At 51.3% G+C, this 16,517-nt stretch carries 12 protein-coding genes; all 12 read right to left on the reverse strand.

What is annotated here, in order from left to right; translation table 11 throughout:
- Position 1: 1 nt before the first annotated feature.
- The 12 genes from ACI48K_RS18260 to ACI48K_RS18315 all read right to left on the reverse strand — a co-directional run bounded on the left by ACI48K_RS18260 (position 2) and on the right by ACI48K_RS18315 (position 16,384).
- Positions 2-2,320: an ABC transporter permease gene (locus tag ACI48K_RS18260; protein ID WP_475029050.1), complete on the reverse strand. Its 2,319-nt coding sequence runs from the start codon at positions 2,318-2,320 to the stop codon at positions 2-4.
- Positions 2,295-3,614 carry an MFS transporter gene (locus ACI48K_RS18265; protein ID WP_475029051.1) on the reverse strand — a complete coding sequence of 440 codons (1,320 nt, stop codon included), beginning with the start codon at positions 3,612-3,614 and terminating at the stop codon, positions 2,295-2,297. The genes ACI48K_RS18260 and ACI48K_RS18265 overlap by 26 nt, the downstream gene beginning before the upstream one ends.
- Positions 3,604-4,263: a TetR/AcrR family transcriptional regulator gene (locus ACI48K_RS18270; RefSeq protein ID WP_475029052.1), complete on the reverse strand. Its 660-nt coding sequence runs from the start codon at positions 4,261-4,263 to the stop codon at positions 3,604-3,606. Before ACI48K_RS18270 ends, ACI48K_RS18265 begins: the two co-directional genes overlap by 11 nt.
- 845 nt (positions 4,264-5,108) lie before the next feature.
- On the reverse strand, positions 5,109-6,638 hold the full coding sequence (locus ACI48K_RS18275; RefSeq protein WP_475029053.1) for a glycoside hydrolase family 43 protein: 1,530 nt from the start codon (positions 6,636-6,638) through the stop codon (positions 5,109-5,111).
- A gap of 16 nt (positions 6,639-6,654) precedes the next feature.
- Positions 6,655-7,656 carry a helix-turn-helix transcriptional regulator gene (locus tag ACI48K_RS18280; RefSeq protein ID WP_475029054.1) on the reverse strand — a complete coding sequence of 334 codons (1,002 nt, stop codon included), beginning with the start codon at positions 7,654-7,656 and terminating at the stop codon, positions 6,655-6,657.
- Between the two features lie 23 nt (positions 7,657-7,679).
- Positions 7,680-8,984 carry a cache domain-containing protein gene (locus ACI48K_RS18285; protein ID WP_475029055.1) on the reverse strand — a complete coding sequence of 435 codons (1,305 nt, stop codon included), beginning with the start codon at positions 8,982-8,984 and terminating at the stop codon, positions 7,680-7,682.
- Positions 8,985-9,054: 70 nt separating this feature from the next.
- Complete coding sequence (locus ACI48K_RS18290; RefSeq protein ID WP_475029056.1) at positions 9,055-10,566, reverse strand: DUF3502 domain-containing protein; 1,512 nt, start codon at positions 10,564-10,566, stop codon at positions 9,055-9,057.
- 91 nt (positions 10,567-10,657) lie between these two features.
- Positions 10,658-11,548 carry a carbohydrate ABC transporter permease gene (locus ACI48K_RS18295; RefSeq protein ID WP_475029057.1) on the reverse strand — a complete coding sequence of 297 codons (891 nt, stop codon included), beginning with the start codon at positions 11,546-11,548 and terminating at the stop codon, positions 10,658-10,660.
- An 11-nt stretch (positions 11,549-11,559) separates the two neighbouring features.
- Positions 11,560-12,525 (reverse strand): ABC transporter permease, encoded by a 966-nt coding sequence (locus ACI48K_RS18300; RefSeq protein ID WP_475029058.1) that lies wholly within the window; start codon positions 12,523-12,525, stop codon positions 11,560-11,562.
- 293 nt (positions 12,526-12,818) lie between these two features.
- On the reverse strand, positions 12,819-13,703 hold the full coding sequence (locus tag ACI48K_RS18305; RefSeq protein ID WP_475029059.1) for a carbohydrate ABC transporter permease: 885 nt from the start codon (positions 13,701-13,703) through the stop codon (positions 12,819-12,821).
- Between the two features lie 15 nt (positions 13,704-13,718).
- The gene (locus ACI48K_RS18310; RefSeq protein ID WP_475029060.1) at positions 13,719-14,609 is read right to left on the reverse strand and encodes an ABC transporter permease; all 891 of its coding nucleotides are present in this window, start codon (positions 14,607-14,609) and stop codon (positions 13,719-13,721) included.
- A gap of 68 nt (positions 14,610-14,677) precedes the next feature.
- Positions 14,678-16,384, reverse strand: a complete 1,707-nt coding sequence (locus ACI48K_RS18315) for an extracellular solute-binding protein (RefSeq protein ID WP_475029061.1) — start codon at positions 16,382-16,384, stop codon at positions 14,678-14,680.
- Positions 16,385-16,517: the final 133 nt, after the last annotated feature.

Raw genomic sequence — 16,517 nt, forward strand, 5'->3', positions numbered from 1 at the left:
CCTACTCCTTCAAATTCTCGGATATTTGGATTTGCCCCGTGCCCGCCGTGCCGATCACCGTTGCGATCAGTACCGAGCCGATCATCATCAGCGGACAAAGCACATACGCCAAAAGCGGATTAACGACAAACTTGAACGACGAGGCCCCAAACGAGGAAATCAGCGCGCCCGTCAGCATTTCTCCGACTGTGTTGGCCAGCAGCGTGCCGAGAACCAGGCCCACCAGAAGCACCAAGCCCGAACGGGCAAAATACTGCGTCCTGATATCCGAGTTCGTAAACCCGAGCGATTTCATGACGGCTATGGAATATCTGTCTTTGGCCGCAAGCATTTTCATGAACAGCAGCGTAATCAGGACATTGATCATCAGCACAACGACAATGGCGACGTGGGAAGCCCTTCCGACGGAGTTAATGGTCGAGCCGAAGGTCTGGGCGATAACCTCGTCAATGTCCGCAACCTTGGCATAATCAAACCGCTTCGCATATTCCAAAACCTTGCCGTCGACCCGCGTTTTTTCCGCGAGCTCCGCATAAATGACCGACCACATCACTTCAGGCGAATGACTGGTAAAAGCGGCCTTTGCCGTCTTTCCCCCATTGGTGATGTCCGAATAAATGCCGGACACCGTGAGATCCCTTGCCTCCCCGTCCATCAGCAGCGTCATGACGTCGCCGACCTTTTTGCCCAGCTCGCCCGCGTTCATCGCCGACAGCGCGATTTCGTTCTCCCCGGACGGTCTGTTTCCTTTGGAATATTCCACGGGGAAAACGGAATGGTCGCCAAGCTCGATTTTCAGATTTTCCTCCGTACCGTCCGTCTTCCTGGCTTTGAACGTTTCCGTGGTGAGCACGGCATATTTCGATATGGACGGGTCGCTCTCCATGGTCTTCGCGACATCCGCCGCCTTGTCGGCAATATGATCGGTCTGCTGAATGTCGAGGCGCATATCGCTGTTCCCGATCCCCATATAGGTGATGAAGCTTTTGGCGGAAATCGTGTTGTACAGGTTCTGCGGCACAATCATGATAAAGGCGGAAATCACAAGCACGGCCAGCATGGTGGCATAAAGGCTTTTCCTGGCGAGAACGTCTTTGACGCCAAGAAAAATATTCGTGCTAAACAGCCTGTTTCGGCTCAGCGAGAAATGCCGGGAACTCGCGGATTTATCCTGCGAAATGCCGAAGCGAATGGCTTCTGCCGCGGAAATCTTCCGGAAGCGTTTCAGCACTCGGTTGACGTAAGCAACCACGGCAAGGAAAACAAGCAGCATGCCGATGATTCCGAACAGCAAAGCTAATGAAGGATGATCGCTCCCCCCCATATACAGCCGAATATTTTCAAGCAGCAGGCCTCGGAACGCAAAAGATAGCGCAAACCCAAGCACGCAGCCCACCGCCGCAATTCCCGCGTACTTGGCGAGATACATCTTTTTGATGTCGGAAACGCGCAAGCCGATGGCTTTCATCACGCCGATTTCGCGGTAATCGCTCTCGATCTTCGCAAGGAGCGTAAAGCGGATGCACATGAAGGCGATGGCAACAACAAGCGCGCTGATCAGAAGGATGACGGCGATCATAAGACCGTCGGAAATGGCGTTCAGCATTCTGAACAGGGGGTAGGTTATCGTGGGGCCGTTGGCTTCAAGCCCTGCGGAGGTATAGTCGTTTTTAAAGACCCCGAGCATGGATGCGTCTTTTAACCGGAACTCGATCAGATATTCGACGCTTCCCGTGTCCTTGATTTCCGCATAATCATGCGGGCTGATCAGGAATCTTTTGGACGAGGCGAGCAGCGAATTCATCTGAGAATCCCGGAGAAATCCGGCGACGGTTAATTTCTTTCCGCCAACCGTAAGCGTATCGCCGACCTTTGCGGTGCCGTCTTTCATATAACCGACCGGAACATAAACCTCCCCGTCGGACACCGTGATCCTGTTCCCGTCAAGGTCAAGCAGATAATCGAATTTATCGCTCTGCGTGCTGAAGCCGTTGTCCTGCACATTGTCCGCCAGCGATTCTCCGTTAATAACCATCCGCGCGCCATCGACATTGAGAAAATCAAGCACCTGATACTGATCGACCTTGTCGTTCCGCTCCGCAAAAGCCGCGAGCCGCGCTGTATCCATTTCGCCGGAATGCATCTGCATATAATGCGGTGTTTTCGCTTGCGTCATCAGCGTATCGATCGCGCCCGTCAGATTGACGACGAGGATGGCCGACAGGGAAACCAGCATCGCCGCCGCGGCGACGAATATCATGGTTGTGAGTGAGATGAGTTTGCTTTTTGCGATATCATTGCGAATGATTCTGTAATACATAGGTCACCTCTCTTTCAAGCCGCTTCACCGATCTGAGATTATACAAAATGACGGCGGCGGCGCTTAACAGGATTCCGGCGATGATGATGAGAAAGCCCGTTCCCCGGCCGCTGCCCGTGCCGATGATCTTGCCCACGCTGCCCGCCAGCGCGCCGCCTTCCACCAGCAAAGGAGTGAAAACGTAATCCGCAAGCACGCCCGACAGCAGATAAGCGGCAACATAGCCTAACTGCGAGACGACTCCAAACAGCGACCATGCCCTGCCCTGAACGGGATTGTCGATGTTGGTACGAACCAGATAATCCAGGGTTGTGTTGGCAAACGGGATCGTGGCAAAGAAGAGAAATCCCGAAACACCGAGAAGCATGATATTTTCGCGAAGCCCGAATACCGCCATGAATAGGCCTGCCAAGAAAAGCGACAGCGAGAGAATTTTGACAAAGTCTTTTTTGATCGGAAGCATTCCTATCAGCACACTCGTAACAAGCATCCCCGAAGCGACAACGGTTTCGAGCGTTCCTACTGCGGCGCTGTCCGAGAAGGCAAGGATCATCGGCATGGAAAGGGTTTGGATGAATCCGAGGAAAAAGGTCATAACCGACGTCATGATCACAAGAACAAGCACGCCCCGGTTCTCGGAAACCGCACTCCAGCCGGATTTGAATTCGCGGATAAACGAGCTTGAGTTTGCCTGTCGCTCAACTTTCTTGGAAGCCAAACCGCCGCGTACGGCCAGCGTTGAGGCAACGGTTACGCCAAAAGTGCAAATATCGATGATCAGCAGCAGCTTCACGTCGGAAACAACGAGCAGAAATCCCGCGATGACGGGCGAAACCAAATATTTTGCCGATCCCGCCACCTGCACCAAGCCGCTTGCCTTCGTGTACTGCTCCTCGGTGAGCAGATCCGTCACCGTAGCCTTGTACGCCGGATCGAGCAGCGACGCAAACACCGAGCTGATCGCAACTCCCGCGCAAATCTGCCATAGCTGCGCTTCTCCGCGAAGCAGGCAAGCCAGAATGAACAGAAGCCCCGTCGCGGAAAGGCTGTCGCCAAGCACCATGAGGAGCCGGCGGTCATAGCGGTCCGCAAGCACTCCCGCCACGGGGCTTAACAATAGCGACGGCATAAACGCCAGCAAAGTGACCAGCGCCATGGCCGATGCCTTTCCCGTCTGCTCGAACACGTAAACGCCAAGTCCAAACGACGTAAGCCCGCTTCCGATCGCCGAAACCAGCTGCCCGCTCCACAGAAGCGTAAATTTCCCGAAGGATTTGCCCGGGTCATGATTCATGGCCGGTATCATCTTCGTGACCAAACATTTGCATCACGCTCATCAGACTCCCCTTTTCAGCGCCCAGCAGCCTCTCCACGTTCTCAATAAACGCCAGAATGCGTGAGAAGCGCTCCTCGTCCGTCAGTTCAACCATATCGCCGTCAAAGACGGTATTCGCATAGATCACGACCATTTCCATGCATTCAAAAGGGTACGGCGTGCTGAACATGCCAAGCTCAATGCCCTCGTGGATGATTGGCGTCAGGATCGGCGGAACGCCACTCACAATGACCTTTTGGATTTTCTGATGCATCAGCGCGTTTTGCGGCTTGTGGATATGATCCATGATTTCTTTGCCGCTTGCCTCATTTCCGCTGCTGATGTTCAGCGCCATGACCACGCGGAGAATGCGTTCGACGACAGGGACGCTGTGGTCTGCGGCAATCTCCCGTGCGGCCCCCAAAATATGGGCGCTGTACCGTTCGATCAGCGCGTCCATAATATCCTCCTTCGACTTGAAGTGGTGATACAGCGTCCCCCGCGCTATTCCGACCTTGCCGAGAATATCGTTGGTGCTCGTGCCGTCAAAGCCCTTTCGGCCAAACAGCTCATTCGCCGCGTCCAGAATTTCGTTTCTGCGTTCTTCGGCTTCTTTTACAATTCTCATTACTACATCCCCTTGTTGTTCGATCAACCGACCGACTGTCTGTCTGTAAGTGGATAATAGCATGCCGCTGTAAAACTATGGTATTAACTATGTCACAGGAAATGGAAGACGGGCGACTGAAACAGCCTATTTTGCATAGGGTATGCATCGACTCATATCGGGATGTATGTGCGGTACTTGATACCATTCGCGTCGCGCTCCGAGTATCCGGAATGCTGCCTTTGTCCTGATTCATATACATATGTAACTATAACGACAAAAAACCGCTCACCGAGCTGCTCAGGCTACCGAAAAACCCGGGATATTTTACGCTTTGTTTTAAATGTTTTTTCGCCATTCGCAGGCCAACGCCAGTCTTGCAGCTTCTTCCAAGCTGAGCTGAACGCATCAAAGTGCTGAGCCGGTTGGCCGTTGGGGTAAAATGTGAGGCGCGAAACGGACTCATTGGGGAATAATTTGAACCAGCCCGGACGGATTACGGAAAAACCTGCAAATCTGCAGTTTTTTCTTGCCCTAAGTGCTCGAAATTTCAAAATTCCTGCGAATTTACAGTTATTTTCTTATTTTCAGCGCTGCCGGAGGAAAAACTCAGTAAATACCTGTATTTTTGCAGGTATTGTCCGTTCAAGAGAGTAGAGTGTGAAAAAAACTGCATAATTGCAGGAAAATATCGCCAACTATATGCGTCAGCCGCCTAAAGTACGAACCTCCCCTTATAAAGAAAGCTCACGGTCACTTCCCTAAAAAAGAGAAACCCTGCCGTTCTGGAAACAAGACAGCAGGTTTCTCGATAATCTGAGCCGCTCACCGAGCGGCTTTCAACATTTAACCTCTCTCCCCTCGCCCTACTCCCGCCGATACCTGAACCAGTCAAAATAAGCAATCGTGCCGCGGGCGGAATGATTGTACATCCCGAAGAAGACGCCGGTGAAACCGCCCGCCACTTCCGTCGAGATCAAATGCGTCTCCGCTTCGCCCAGCAAATGCCACTCCCGATCCGTGTCCGTATCCGTATCCGCATCCGCGGCGCGATAATAGAACATATACTTTTCCGGCAGGGCCTGGATTCTCAGTTCAACAGCCGACCCTTCGAACGGAGGAGAATGCTTCTCGACCATCATGCTTCCGACCTGTTTCCGAAGCGTGATCGCGGATTTGCCGTTCAATTTGGTTGAACCGATCGCATAATGGTGTTTTTCGTCCATAAATACAGCGAGTCCCGCTTCATCGCCTTCCAGAGGATTAAATTCCAATCCGGTGGAAATTTCGCAACGCCAATGCCGCTGCCTGCAGCCAATGAACGTCGGCGTTCCATTCTCGCTCAGCCCAACGGCCGACCCGCGCAAAGCCAGCATTCCTTCCCGCTCCCGCAAAGACCATTCCACCTTGTTCGCATTGCGAATAAAATTCCAGGACATGCCCAAACCGGGTTCCTCAAAATGATCGACTTCAGGTTCATCCTCCCATACCGCCGAAGGTAACACTTCCGCCTCCACTTCGACCTCTACTCCCACTACGCCGTTATCCCCTATGATCGGCCAACCGTCTGCGGTCCAGCGGACCGGAGCCAGGAACGTCTCTCTGCCCAGATGGTGACGGTAAGGATAACCCACCGGCCGAATACCCAGGAACACGGCCCACCAGCTGCCGTCCGGCGTCTCCACCAAATCGGCGTGACCCGTTGCCTGGATTTCGTGATACAAGCTCCGGTGCGACAAAATGGGGTTGTAAGGGCAGGATTCAAACGGGCCGTACGGCGTTCGGCTTCTGGCGATGGTCTCCATATGCCCGTATTCCGTTCCGCCTTCCGCGCACATCAAATAGTAATAGCCCTTTACTTTGTATAAATGCGGCCCCTCGGGAAATTTGCCCCCGCTGCCCGTCCATATCAACCGCGGTTCGCTCCGCCTTTGGCCGGTTTCGATATCGATCTCGCTTTTATAAATACCCATCCCCTGCCGGCTGCCGGTGCTTGTAAAATAAACGGTTCCGTCCTCGTCAAAAAATAAAGAAGGATCGATGCCTTCCTGGTCCACATAGACGGGGTCCGACCATTCGCCCGCCGGATCGTTCGCCCAGACGTAAAAGTGTCCGCCGCTGTCCTGATTCGTCGTCACCATATAGAATCGGCCGTCATGATAACGGAGGGTCGGAGCCCAGACTCCTCCCGACACGGCAGATCCGTCAAATTGCAGCTGACTGTCGCGCGTCAAACAATAACCAATCTGCCGCCAATGCGCCAAATCCTTGCTGTGCCAGATCGGCACTCCCGGCGAGTAGGCGAACGAGCTGTTCACCAAGTAATAATCCTCTCCTACCCTGCAAATGCTCGGATCCGGGTAAAAGCCCGGTATCACCGGATTATGAACTTTCATGACGTTTATCCCCTTTTTATTTCCGCAATATATTCGTTAACCGGTATTTCGACGGCGTGATGCCGTATTTCTTCTTGAACAAGGTTGTAAAATACGTGCTGCTGTTGTACCCGATCCGGCTGGCGATCTCGCCGATCTCCAGATCGGCTTCGTGAAGCAGCAGCTCCATGGCCCGTTCCAGCCTGATGTTATTGACATAATCCGGGAAGCTGCTCCCCGTGTAATCGTTGAACAGCTTACTGAAATACGGCACGCTGATGGCCAGCTTCCCCGCCATATTATGGACCGACAATTGCGGGTCCTGATAGTGGGTATTCACGTATTCAATGACGTCCATAATGATGTTCAGCGTCTTTTTGGCGTTTGCGTTCAGCATGATTTCGGAGGTCTGGGCGAATAAACGGTCAAGCCAGTCCCGCAAATCGTCATAGCTGTCCAAATGGACCACGCGGTTGTAGATATCGAGCAAATTTGGCGGTTGGCCCTGGCTTTTTTCGATCAGCACATCGTTCGTAAGCCGCTCTATGGCCGCGATCAGCTCGGAAAATCCCTTCACAACCCCCGAAATCGCAAACCCTCGGCTCACCTCAAACATATGGTCCAGCATGACCCGATATTGTTCAGAATCGCCTTTCTTGGCCGCATCCACGACCGCGTGGATCACCGCTTCCGAAATGTCTCCTTCGCTCATCTGCCGGAGAATATCCGAGTGAACAATCGCCTCTTTGCCATACACGATTCGATATTTAACCATCTCCAGCGACTCGTTGTATTTGGCCTTCAATTGACGGACATCGTCCGTGATCGAACTGATACCTCCCGCCATATCGAGCCCGAAGGATTCCTTTACCGTCTTCTGCGCTTCGGACAAAACGGCCGGCAAGTCCACGCCGGTTAGCGGGGCGTCCTCGGCCAGCTCACTCACAACAAGCGCGATGTGACCTTCCGTGGTCTGCAAAGCGGCGCAAAACGCCTTTCCCGCAAAACCGTCGCAGAGCAGCGTGCAAATGGAATTCATGCGGAATAAAATCGAATCCGCGTTCAGCCCTTGATCCAGTCTTTATAATGATGGATTCTTAAAGTGATCACACGGAACGGGACCCCGACGGCACGGATTGTCCCGCTTTTGACCAGGAGGTCGCCGGACAGTTTATCTTCGTTGTCCGCAGGTGAAATCAACAGCTTGATTACCGTATTGCTGTCGATTTCCTGTTCAAGCGAGTTGATTCGCTGCTCGACGCCGGCAATCGTATCATTCATGGCCTCCAGCTCGTTTCCGTTCTCGCTCTTATCCGCGAGGTGATCCGCCAGCTTGCGGATATTCAGAAACATATGGCCAATCGGCCGATAGAGCCGATACGACAGCAGCATGGACACCGCCGTTATAACGAGAAGCAGGGCTGCGCACAACGAAAGAATGACGTTTCTTGTTTTGATAAGCTCGCTCATGGAGAGGTTGTACGCTTCCTGCATCACAACATAATACTTTCCTCCATTCAATGCCGTATATGAAAAAGCGTAATCGTTGGCATCGATCGACTTCGTAAAGGAATGGTACGCTGCATCCGGTGATAACCTGCCTTGCATCGCGAGACGTACGGCTTCCGTTTGCCCGGGCTGCGCAAGTCCGCCCTGCATGATGACATGGCCGCCGCCATCCAGAATAAATATGCTTTGCCGCCCAACGGTCTGCCGTGAAAATATTCTCCGCTGCAGCTCATTCAGATCGATGTTGACGGCAACGGCTCCATCGAAGCTTTGGTTTTTGACATAATCTCTGAAAAAGACGGTCATCGTATTGGAATATTCGCCGTTCGACCGGCCCTGCAAGCTCCAAAACACGGGGGAATCCTTGACGCTTGTCCGCGCAATGTACCGAAACATGCTCGATTTCGCATCGTCCGTTACCGGCATATTTTCCACGTTAAAAACCAGTCCGTCATGATTGAACACATAAACCGCGTTGATATATTTATTGGTGCGAAGGTTGCGATTTATCTGCTCCAGTACGGTCTGCAGTCTTTCGTTCCATTCGGCATCGCCCGAGAGGATGGTCGACTCAATATCGGGATTATTGAACAATTCCATGGCATAACTCTGCGCAAAATCAACATAGCTTGCGAATGCGCTTTCAGTATTCAGCAGGGTCAGCTTATTGATTTGCTCCCTGCTCGCTACCGCTTTGGCCTGGAACCAGTAGAAGTAGAAGACGGTCAAAATCATGACGGAGCAGAGCGAAACCAGCAGCAAACTGAGAAAAAACCGGTAAAATAAAGAACGGTTTTTCATCGTAGTCAGGCTTTTCAAGTTTAGGGCCAAGATGATTCTGTTCCTGATAATCGCCACCCTCTTCTCCTTCAAGATTGCAATGGACAAGGGCAACTATGATCATAGTCACCCTTGCCGATAATTCCGGTTATTGCTTATTCTTCTCGGCGTACCAGGCCGAAAACTGCTTCTGGTATTCCGCCATGTACTTGTCGATTCCCGCTTCTTTCAACTTCTTCAAAGCGGTAGGGAACATCTCGTCGTAGCTTACAAAACCGGATCCTATCGGATTCAGCAGTTCCGTTTCGACCGCGCTGATTCTCGCCGCTTCCGTTTTTACCGGTTCGACGTTGAATACGAACCCGATGTCTTTGCGCAGGATCGATCCGTCGTTCCAATGCTTGTACGATTCAATGAAATCATCCGACACATCCTTGCTGAACCGCATGAAGTTCACGTTCATCATCATCCAGTCGTCAAACAAAAGATCGGTGCTGATCCGTTCCACCCGGCCGTTCTCGTCAAGCGAATAGTCCTTGTCTTTTACCCCGTAAGTGAAAAGATCGTATAATTCCTGATTTTTTTGCAGCAGGTTGAAGAACATAACGTAACGTTCCGGGTCTTTGGCGTTGGCCGATACAAAGTAGGCGGTGCTGTACGTCCCGCGGCTGATCAGCGGCCGGTCTCCTCTCCCCAGAAAGTAATTGGCGAGCTTCGCGCTAGGCACCGCTTTGACCATGCTTTGATAGCTTTCGACCGGCATCAGCGCATTTCCGGCTTTCCACATGGCTTTGCCTGCCTGCCAATCGGCCATCAGCTGATTTGGATTGGTCGGCGCATACTTCGGAATGATCCCTTTCTGGTACCATTTGCGCATAATTTCGCTGTAAGCTTTAAACTCCGGCGACTCGTACCAGCTCCAGAGCTTGTCGTCGTTTGCGGAAGCATCGGACACAACCCTTGAATCCAGCCACATCAAGTTTTTGTCGGAATACGTATAGCTGAGCGCGTAAGGCAGTCCGGCTTCGGCAAAACCGATCATGTCCGGATGTTTGGCGTGGGCCAAATCGTAGAACTTCTCAAGGTCGGCGAGCGAGGTAATCTCTTTCATGCCGACTTCTTCAAGCAAATCCTGTCTGACGAGAACGGAATAAAATTCCCCGGCATTCGGCTTGTTGCCCACCGGAATCGCATACTGCTTGCCGTCCGATTTAAACGAGTCGAACGAGAGCGCTTCCACATTTTTCTTCAAATCGGGCGCATCCTTGTCAACATACGGGGTTAGGTCCGCATAATACCCTTTTGCGACCTTTTTGCCCAACAGGTCAATATCGGTGTAGGAGGCAAAATCTTCGCCGGAAGCCAGCATCAGGTCCGTTTTGCCGGTTCCGTATTCGCTCCATGGCAGGTATTCCAGCTCCAATTCGGCGTTGAGTTCTTTTTTGACGAGCGCTTTGATTTCGTTTGCGACAAAATCGCTCATTCTGCCCGACTCCTCACCGTAGTATACAATTTTCAATTTGGCGGGGTCCTTGGGCGCTCCCGAGGCGAGATCGGAGGCTCCCTCCGAAGACGCGTTGCCGTTATTCGCGCCTCCGCAGGCCGCGAGCGTAACCAGCATGGCGATGGACAATGCAAAAGCGCATAATTTTTTTACCATAAATTTAGTCTCCCCTTGTATGAATTTTTATTTTAATACTTATCGCCCGAAAAGACGATGAGCAGTAAAATCGGCAATGCGGGACTCACGATCAGCCTTTTACGGATCCGATCAAGATGCCTTTGACGAAATACTTCTGCAAGAACGGGAACAGCAGCACAATCGGACCTATCGTCAAACAGGTCATCGCCATTTTGGCCGTTTCCAGCGGCGGCACGAGATTGGCGTTAGCCAGCATGCTCTTGTTCGTGCTGGTGGCCAAATAAGAGATATTGGACAGCATGTTGTAAATCATGTACTGAAGCGTGTACAAATCTTTGTTGCTCGTCAGCATGAGCGGAAGAAAAAAATCGTTCCAGTATTGGACGGCGTAAAATAAACAGATGGTCACGATGCTGACTTTTGAGAGCGGAAGCATGATCGATATGAAGATTTTGAAATATCCCGCCCCGTCGATTTGAGCGGATTCGGTAATTTCCGCGGGAATCGATTTAAAATAGTTCCGCTGCAAGTACATGAAAAACACGTTCATCAAATAGGGAACGAATAACCCCGCCAGCGTATCGCTCAAATGATAGTATTTGGTCGTCAAAATGTACCAGGGCAGCATGCCTCCATTGAACAGGATCGTAAAGTAGGCGAAAAACGCCAATCGGTTGCCGTTTTTGAAATGGTTGACCGAAATCGCATAAGCGAAAGCCGTCGTTACGGCGACCGAAGCCAGGGTCCCCACCAGGGTAACAAAGATGGTAACTCCGTAGGCTTTGGCAATAACCCCCAGCTTATCCGACAGTATGAATTTGTAGGTGGCAAAGGTCGGGTCCCTCGGCCATAACGAGAAACCTTTCATGGCGATCGCGGTCTCGCTTGAGAACGATGCGGATACGGCCAATACAATCGGCAGCAAGCATACGACGGCAAGCGCGATCAGCAGAAATTTCATGATTGCCAGCACGACTTTATCTCTCATGGTTTCGCTCATCATTCTTCCTCCTAGAAAAGTTTGCTATCCTTGTCGTACCATCCGGCTAGCTTGTTGGCTCCCAGGATCAACAGCAGTCCAACCACCGATTGATAGAGCGAGATAGCGGACGCGAAGGCGAATTCGCCCGTTTTCACGGCGGACCGATAGACGAACACATCGATGATATCCGTGACCGGCAGCAGAAGCGGATTCAGGTAGGTCAGGCCCATGATCATGCTCAGATCGCCCTTCAGCATATTCCCGACCGCAAGCAGGAACAGCATAATAATCGTCGGCTTCAGCAGCGGGATCGTGATTTTGAAAATTTGCTGCATCCGGCTGGCCCCGTCGATTTTCGCCGCCTCGTAGACGGAAATGTCAAAGCCCGTTAAGACGGCGAAATAAATGATCGAGGAGTAGCCCATCCCTTTCCACACGTTGGCAATGACCAATATGGGAATCCAAAAGTAAGGATGCGAATACCAGTCGATCGGACTAAAGCCGATTTGTTCGAGCATCCGGTTGATCAGGCCGTTCTTGAAATCAAGCATCGCAAACAGAACGGACCCGATAACTACCCATGAAATAAAAAACGGTAAGAACATGGCGCTTTGCGTTAATTTCACGGTAATTTTGCTGCGCATTTCGTTTAGCATAATGGCAATGGCGATCGCCGCAACCGTGGTAAACACGAAGAACAGAACATTTAACATAACGGTGTTCCGCGTTGCCCTTAGCGCCAAATCAAAACTGGAGTAAAAAAATTTAAAGTTGCCAAAACCGGCCCACGGACTTCCGAAAATCCCGCCTTTAAAGTTGTAATTCTTAAATACGAGAACAAGTCCCGTCATCGGGAGATACGAAAACATAATTAGAAAAACGACACCCGGCAGCGCCAAAATATACAAGGGGCCGTGCTTCGTCAAATCCCGTTTCATTTTTTGCCAAACCGTTAGCTTCATCGGTAACAGGGTTTCCCCAACCGCTTCCTTCACGTGAGCTTCCTCCTTTGATGTACATGGGGAGACCGCCGCGGCCTCCCGGTAAGCGCTGTCATTGCTTCTGACGTGATCAATATACAGGCCGAAGCCTCCTAAAAGAAATCTCAAATATTTAAGATGGCTTAAAATACATAAGATTTGCGGCAAGAAATCTTTAAGAATATTGAACCCGTCCTCCGTTCAGGTCTTTCAGGCAAGAAAATGGCGGCTACCTGTGTAGGCAAGCCAAAAACCGGATCCATCAGGACCCGGTTTTTGGCATTGCTATTCTTGTATTTCTGCCGGCTTTATTCCTTCACCGATCCCAGCGTAATTCCATGAATGAAAAAACGCTGCAGAAACGGATAAACCGCGAGCACAGGAATCATTGCGATGAAGATTTTAGCGGCATTCAGCGTCTGATTGGACATCTCGTTCATCCGTTTGTATTGGTCTTCCGTCATGTTAGCTGCATCGATGACAACGACCAACTGCTGAATAAATGTCTGCAGCGGGTATCTGTCCTGTCCGGAAGTCAATACAAGGCCGTGAAAAAACTCGTTCCAATGATATACGATGGTAAACAAAGCAACGGTTGCGAGCACCGGAACAGCGAGCGGAACGTAAAGCGCGTACAGCATCCGCCATGGTCCCGCTCCGTCGACAAGAGCCGCTTCATCCATTTCTTTGGGCAGATTACGAAAGTAGTTGACGATCAGAATGACGTTAAAAACCGGGACGCCGCCCCCGAGCACCAGCGCCCAAATTGTGTTATACAGCCCCAGCGCCTTTACCGTCATATACCACGGGATCAAACCTCCGTTAAACAGCATCGTAAAGACGAGAATCCACATAAATACGTTTCTCAAGCGGAAATCTCGGGAGCTGCGAGACAACGGGTAGGCCATCATTGTCGAGATGACAATCGTAATGGAAGCACCCAGCACGACTCGCTCAATCGAGATCCAGAATGAATGGAAGAAAGCGCTGTCGTTCATAATCTGTTTATACGAATTGAAATTAAACCCCACCGGCCATAGCCAAACCTGACCCGCTGACGCCGCCGACTTCTCGCTCAGAGAAACGGCCAGCGTATACCATATAGGCAGTACGCATAGGAAAGCGATCAGAAGCAGTACGATCACGAGAGTCCAGTCGAATATTCTGGAACGAAGGGTCGTATCTCTTATCATGGTTTTGCTCCCTCCTCAGAAAATGCGATAATTCGCAAACTTCGAAGCTAACGCGTAGGACACAATGATCAGAACGAAGCTGACCACCGATTTCAATAGTCCAACCGCCGTCGCGAGACCGTACTGCATATTGAGCAACCCTACTCGATACACCCAAGTATCAATGATGTCTCCCGTCGAATAGAGAAGCGGATTATAAAGGTTAAAAATCTGATCAAACCCTGCGTTCAGCACATTTCCAAGGCTCAACACGGCAAGAAGTACAATCGTGGTTCTAAGTCCGGGAAGTGTTACGTGCCAGATTCGGCGGAAACGGGACGCCCCGTCGATGGAGGCAGCTTCATAAAGCGAGGGATTGATCCCCGTGAGCGCGGCCAAATAAATAATCGTATTGAACCCGAACTCTTTCCACGCATCGCTTCCTACAACAAGGAAAGGAAAAAGATCCGCCCTGGCAAAAAACAACACGGGGTCCATACCGAAAACCTTCAACAAGGCATTAATAGGCCCGGTATAGGAGAAGATGTCCAGCAAAATGCCGGACAAAATGACCCATGACAGAAAGTGAGGCAGGTAGACAATGGTCTGAATCCACCGTTTCATCGCCATAAAACGCAGTTCATTCAGCATAATGGCAAATACGAGGGGGATGATGAGGTTGACGACAATCTTCATGACGGCGATGAATACCGTATTAAAAAATATTTGCCGCGTGTCGTTCAACGAAAACATATACTGAAAATTCTCCAAGCCGATCCAATCCGATTTGAAGAAGCCCTGGCCGGGGTTGAAGTCCTCGAATGCAATTGCGATGCCAAACATGGGAACGATATTGATCAGCAATAACCAGACGAAACCCGGAAGAAGCATGATGTAGTAGTGCTTGACGAAGCTCTTGTCTCTCATCCTTCCTATCCTCCTTCGGCTTGGCGGCCAAGAGGCGCCGGATGAACCCGGCGCCTCTGCCGACAGCCTTATTTCATGTAATCCTTCACTTCTTCGGTTATGGTATCGCCGCCTTGTTTCTTCCAATCGCTAACGAATTTATCGAAATCGTCAAGCGGAGCCGCGCCCATTATAATCTTCAGGAAGGTTTCATCCTCCAGTTTTTTGAGATTCGACCAACGGCTCTCCATTGTTTTCGTCTGCGAATACAGCACGCTGTATACTTTGTTGTAATCTTGCTCTAGAGGGGACGAGCCCACAAGCAGCGAGTAAGTGCGGCTCCATATGCCGAGATCTGCCTGGGGATTCCAATACTCGATATCCATATTGTCGTATGGCTCTTTCTTGACCTTGGTGACGTTCTGAATATCCGCCGCGAGCAGTTTGTAGCCCGGATCCGTGAAGTCCTCCGGTTTCTTCGTTCCGGCCAATATCTCCTGCAGCGCTTTGGCGGAATATTCGCTCTCATCCGTGTAAGCCATCGGCACGCGCAGCGGATAATATCCGATAGGGACTTTTATATCGAACTTGGATTCATCGCGAACGAGCAAATTCAGCATTTTGATAACCGCTTCCGTATGCTCGTAACCCTTGCGTACTACTACGAAAGACGTGGATGGCGCGCCCATGTGGGCGTTGAATTGTCCGTCCGCGTCGAGCGGAAGCAGATAGGCCTGCCAGTTCGCCGTCGGGTCGTTTTTGATCGCATCCGGCAGCGGACCATATCCCATCCACCAGGGAGCGAAGAAAATGCCCGCCTTGCCGCCGGCCACAGGTTCATAGGCGCTCTTGCGAATACCGATTTCCTTGTCTATCAGGCCTTCGGCATACAAATCGTGAAGCTTGCCGAGAGCCTCCTTGGTTTCCGGCAGGATGGAACCGTACACGGGGTTACCGGAATCGTCTTTCAGCCAGAAACCCGGGTATGACTTATAGGCGCCAAAGATCGGGTCCAGACCAAACGCGTTATTCGTCGATTCGAGAAAGTTCGCGTATAACTGTCCGCCATTCTGCTGTCCGGCAATGCCGATCGTGTCTTTCTTCCCGTTGCCGTCCGGGTCCTGTTCGACAAACGCTTGAGCGACTTTTTCGAGATCGTCCATCGTCTTCGGGGGCTGCAGGCCGAGCTTATCCAGCCAATCCTTGCGAATCCACATCTCATGAACGCCGTCGGACTGTACTTGTATGCTTGGGATCGCATACATCTTGCCGTCGAACGTGACCGTTTGGGCCGCTTTGCCATCCGTCTTCTCCATGAAGTTCTTGATCGCCGGAGAAGCGTATTGGTTAAATACATCCGTCAGATCCGCCAACTGACCGGACTTCACCATCTCCCTCAGCTGCGTATCCTTGACCACCAGCGCATCGGGCAAATCACTGCTGGAAATGGCCAAATTCACCTTTTGGTCATAGTTCGTGCCCGACGCCGCCTGCCAAGATACCTTCGTATCGATGTTCAAATTGTCCATAATGTAACGCGAGTACTGATTCTGCTCAGGGGTGTCCCCTGCAGGCAGGCTGTTGTCCGTAGGGTCTACCGATTTGCCGTACGTCAAAGTAATTGTCTCGGGATATTTGCCGAAAGGATCCGCCGGTTCGCTGCCGGATGTCGAACCGGACTCGGCGGATTCCTTGGCATTGCCGCTTGTATCGTTTTTACCGCCTTCCGACTGACTGCACGCGCTTAACAGCACGAGCAGCAAAACCATGACGATCGAGAAGTATTTCTTGGACATTTGTATTGCTTCCCCCTTTAATTCGTGTTTGCTAGTCGTCAAGCAAACTCAATATAGCATGGATGAAAGCGCTTTATAGATAGAACGGAAAACGAGACTTAGGGGGAGAAATGAACGGAGTTTGCACGTTCCG

Source organism: Paenibacillus terrisolis (assembly GCF_056171975.1).

What these genes read in the sequence shown, in the direction of transcription:
- ACI48K_RS18260 (WP_475029050.1), bottom strand. Translation starts at nt 2,320, where the DNA reads ATGTATTACAGAATCATTCGCAATGATATCGCAAAAAGCAAACTCATC.
- ACI48K_RS18265 (WP_475029051.1), bottom strand. Translation starts at nt 3,614, where the DNA reads ATGAATCATGACCCGGGCAAATCCTTCGGGAAATTTACGCTTCTGTGG.
- ACI48K_RS18270 (WP_475029052.1), bottom strand. Translation starts at nt 4,263, where the DNA reads ATGAGAATTGTAAAAGAAGCCGAAGAACGCAGAAACGAAATTCTGGAC.
- ACI48K_RS18275 (WP_475029053.1), bottom strand. Translation starts at nt 6,638, where the DNA reads ATGAAAGTTCATAATCCGGTGATACCGGGCTTTTACCCGGATCCGAGC.
- ACI48K_RS18280 (WP_475029054.1), bottom strand. Translation starts at nt 7,656, where the DNA reads ATGAATTCCATTTGCACGCTGCTCTGCGACGGTTTTGCGGGAAAGGCG.
- ACI48K_RS18290 (WP_475029056.1), bottom strand. Translation starts at nt 10,566, where the DNA reads ATGGTAAAAAAATTATGCGCTTTTGCATTGTCCATCGCCATGCTGGTT.
- ACI48K_RS18295 (WP_475029057.1), bottom strand. Translation starts at nt 11,548, where the DNA reads ATGAGCGAAACCATGAGAGATAAAGTCGTGCTGGCAATCATGAAATTT.
- ACI48K_RS18305 (WP_475029059.1), bottom strand. Translation starts at nt 13,703, where the DNA reads ATGATAAGAGATACGACCCTTCGTTCCAGAATATTCGACTGGACTCTC.
- ACI48K_RS18310 (WP_475029060.1), bottom strand. Translation starts at nt 14,609, where the DNA reads ATGAGAGACAAGAGCTTCGTCAAGCACTACTACATCATGCTTCTTCCG.
- ACI48K_RS18315 (WP_475029061.1), bottom strand. Translation starts at nt 16,384, where the DNA reads ATGTCCAAGAAATACTTCTCGATCGTCATGGTTTTGCTGCTCGTGCTG.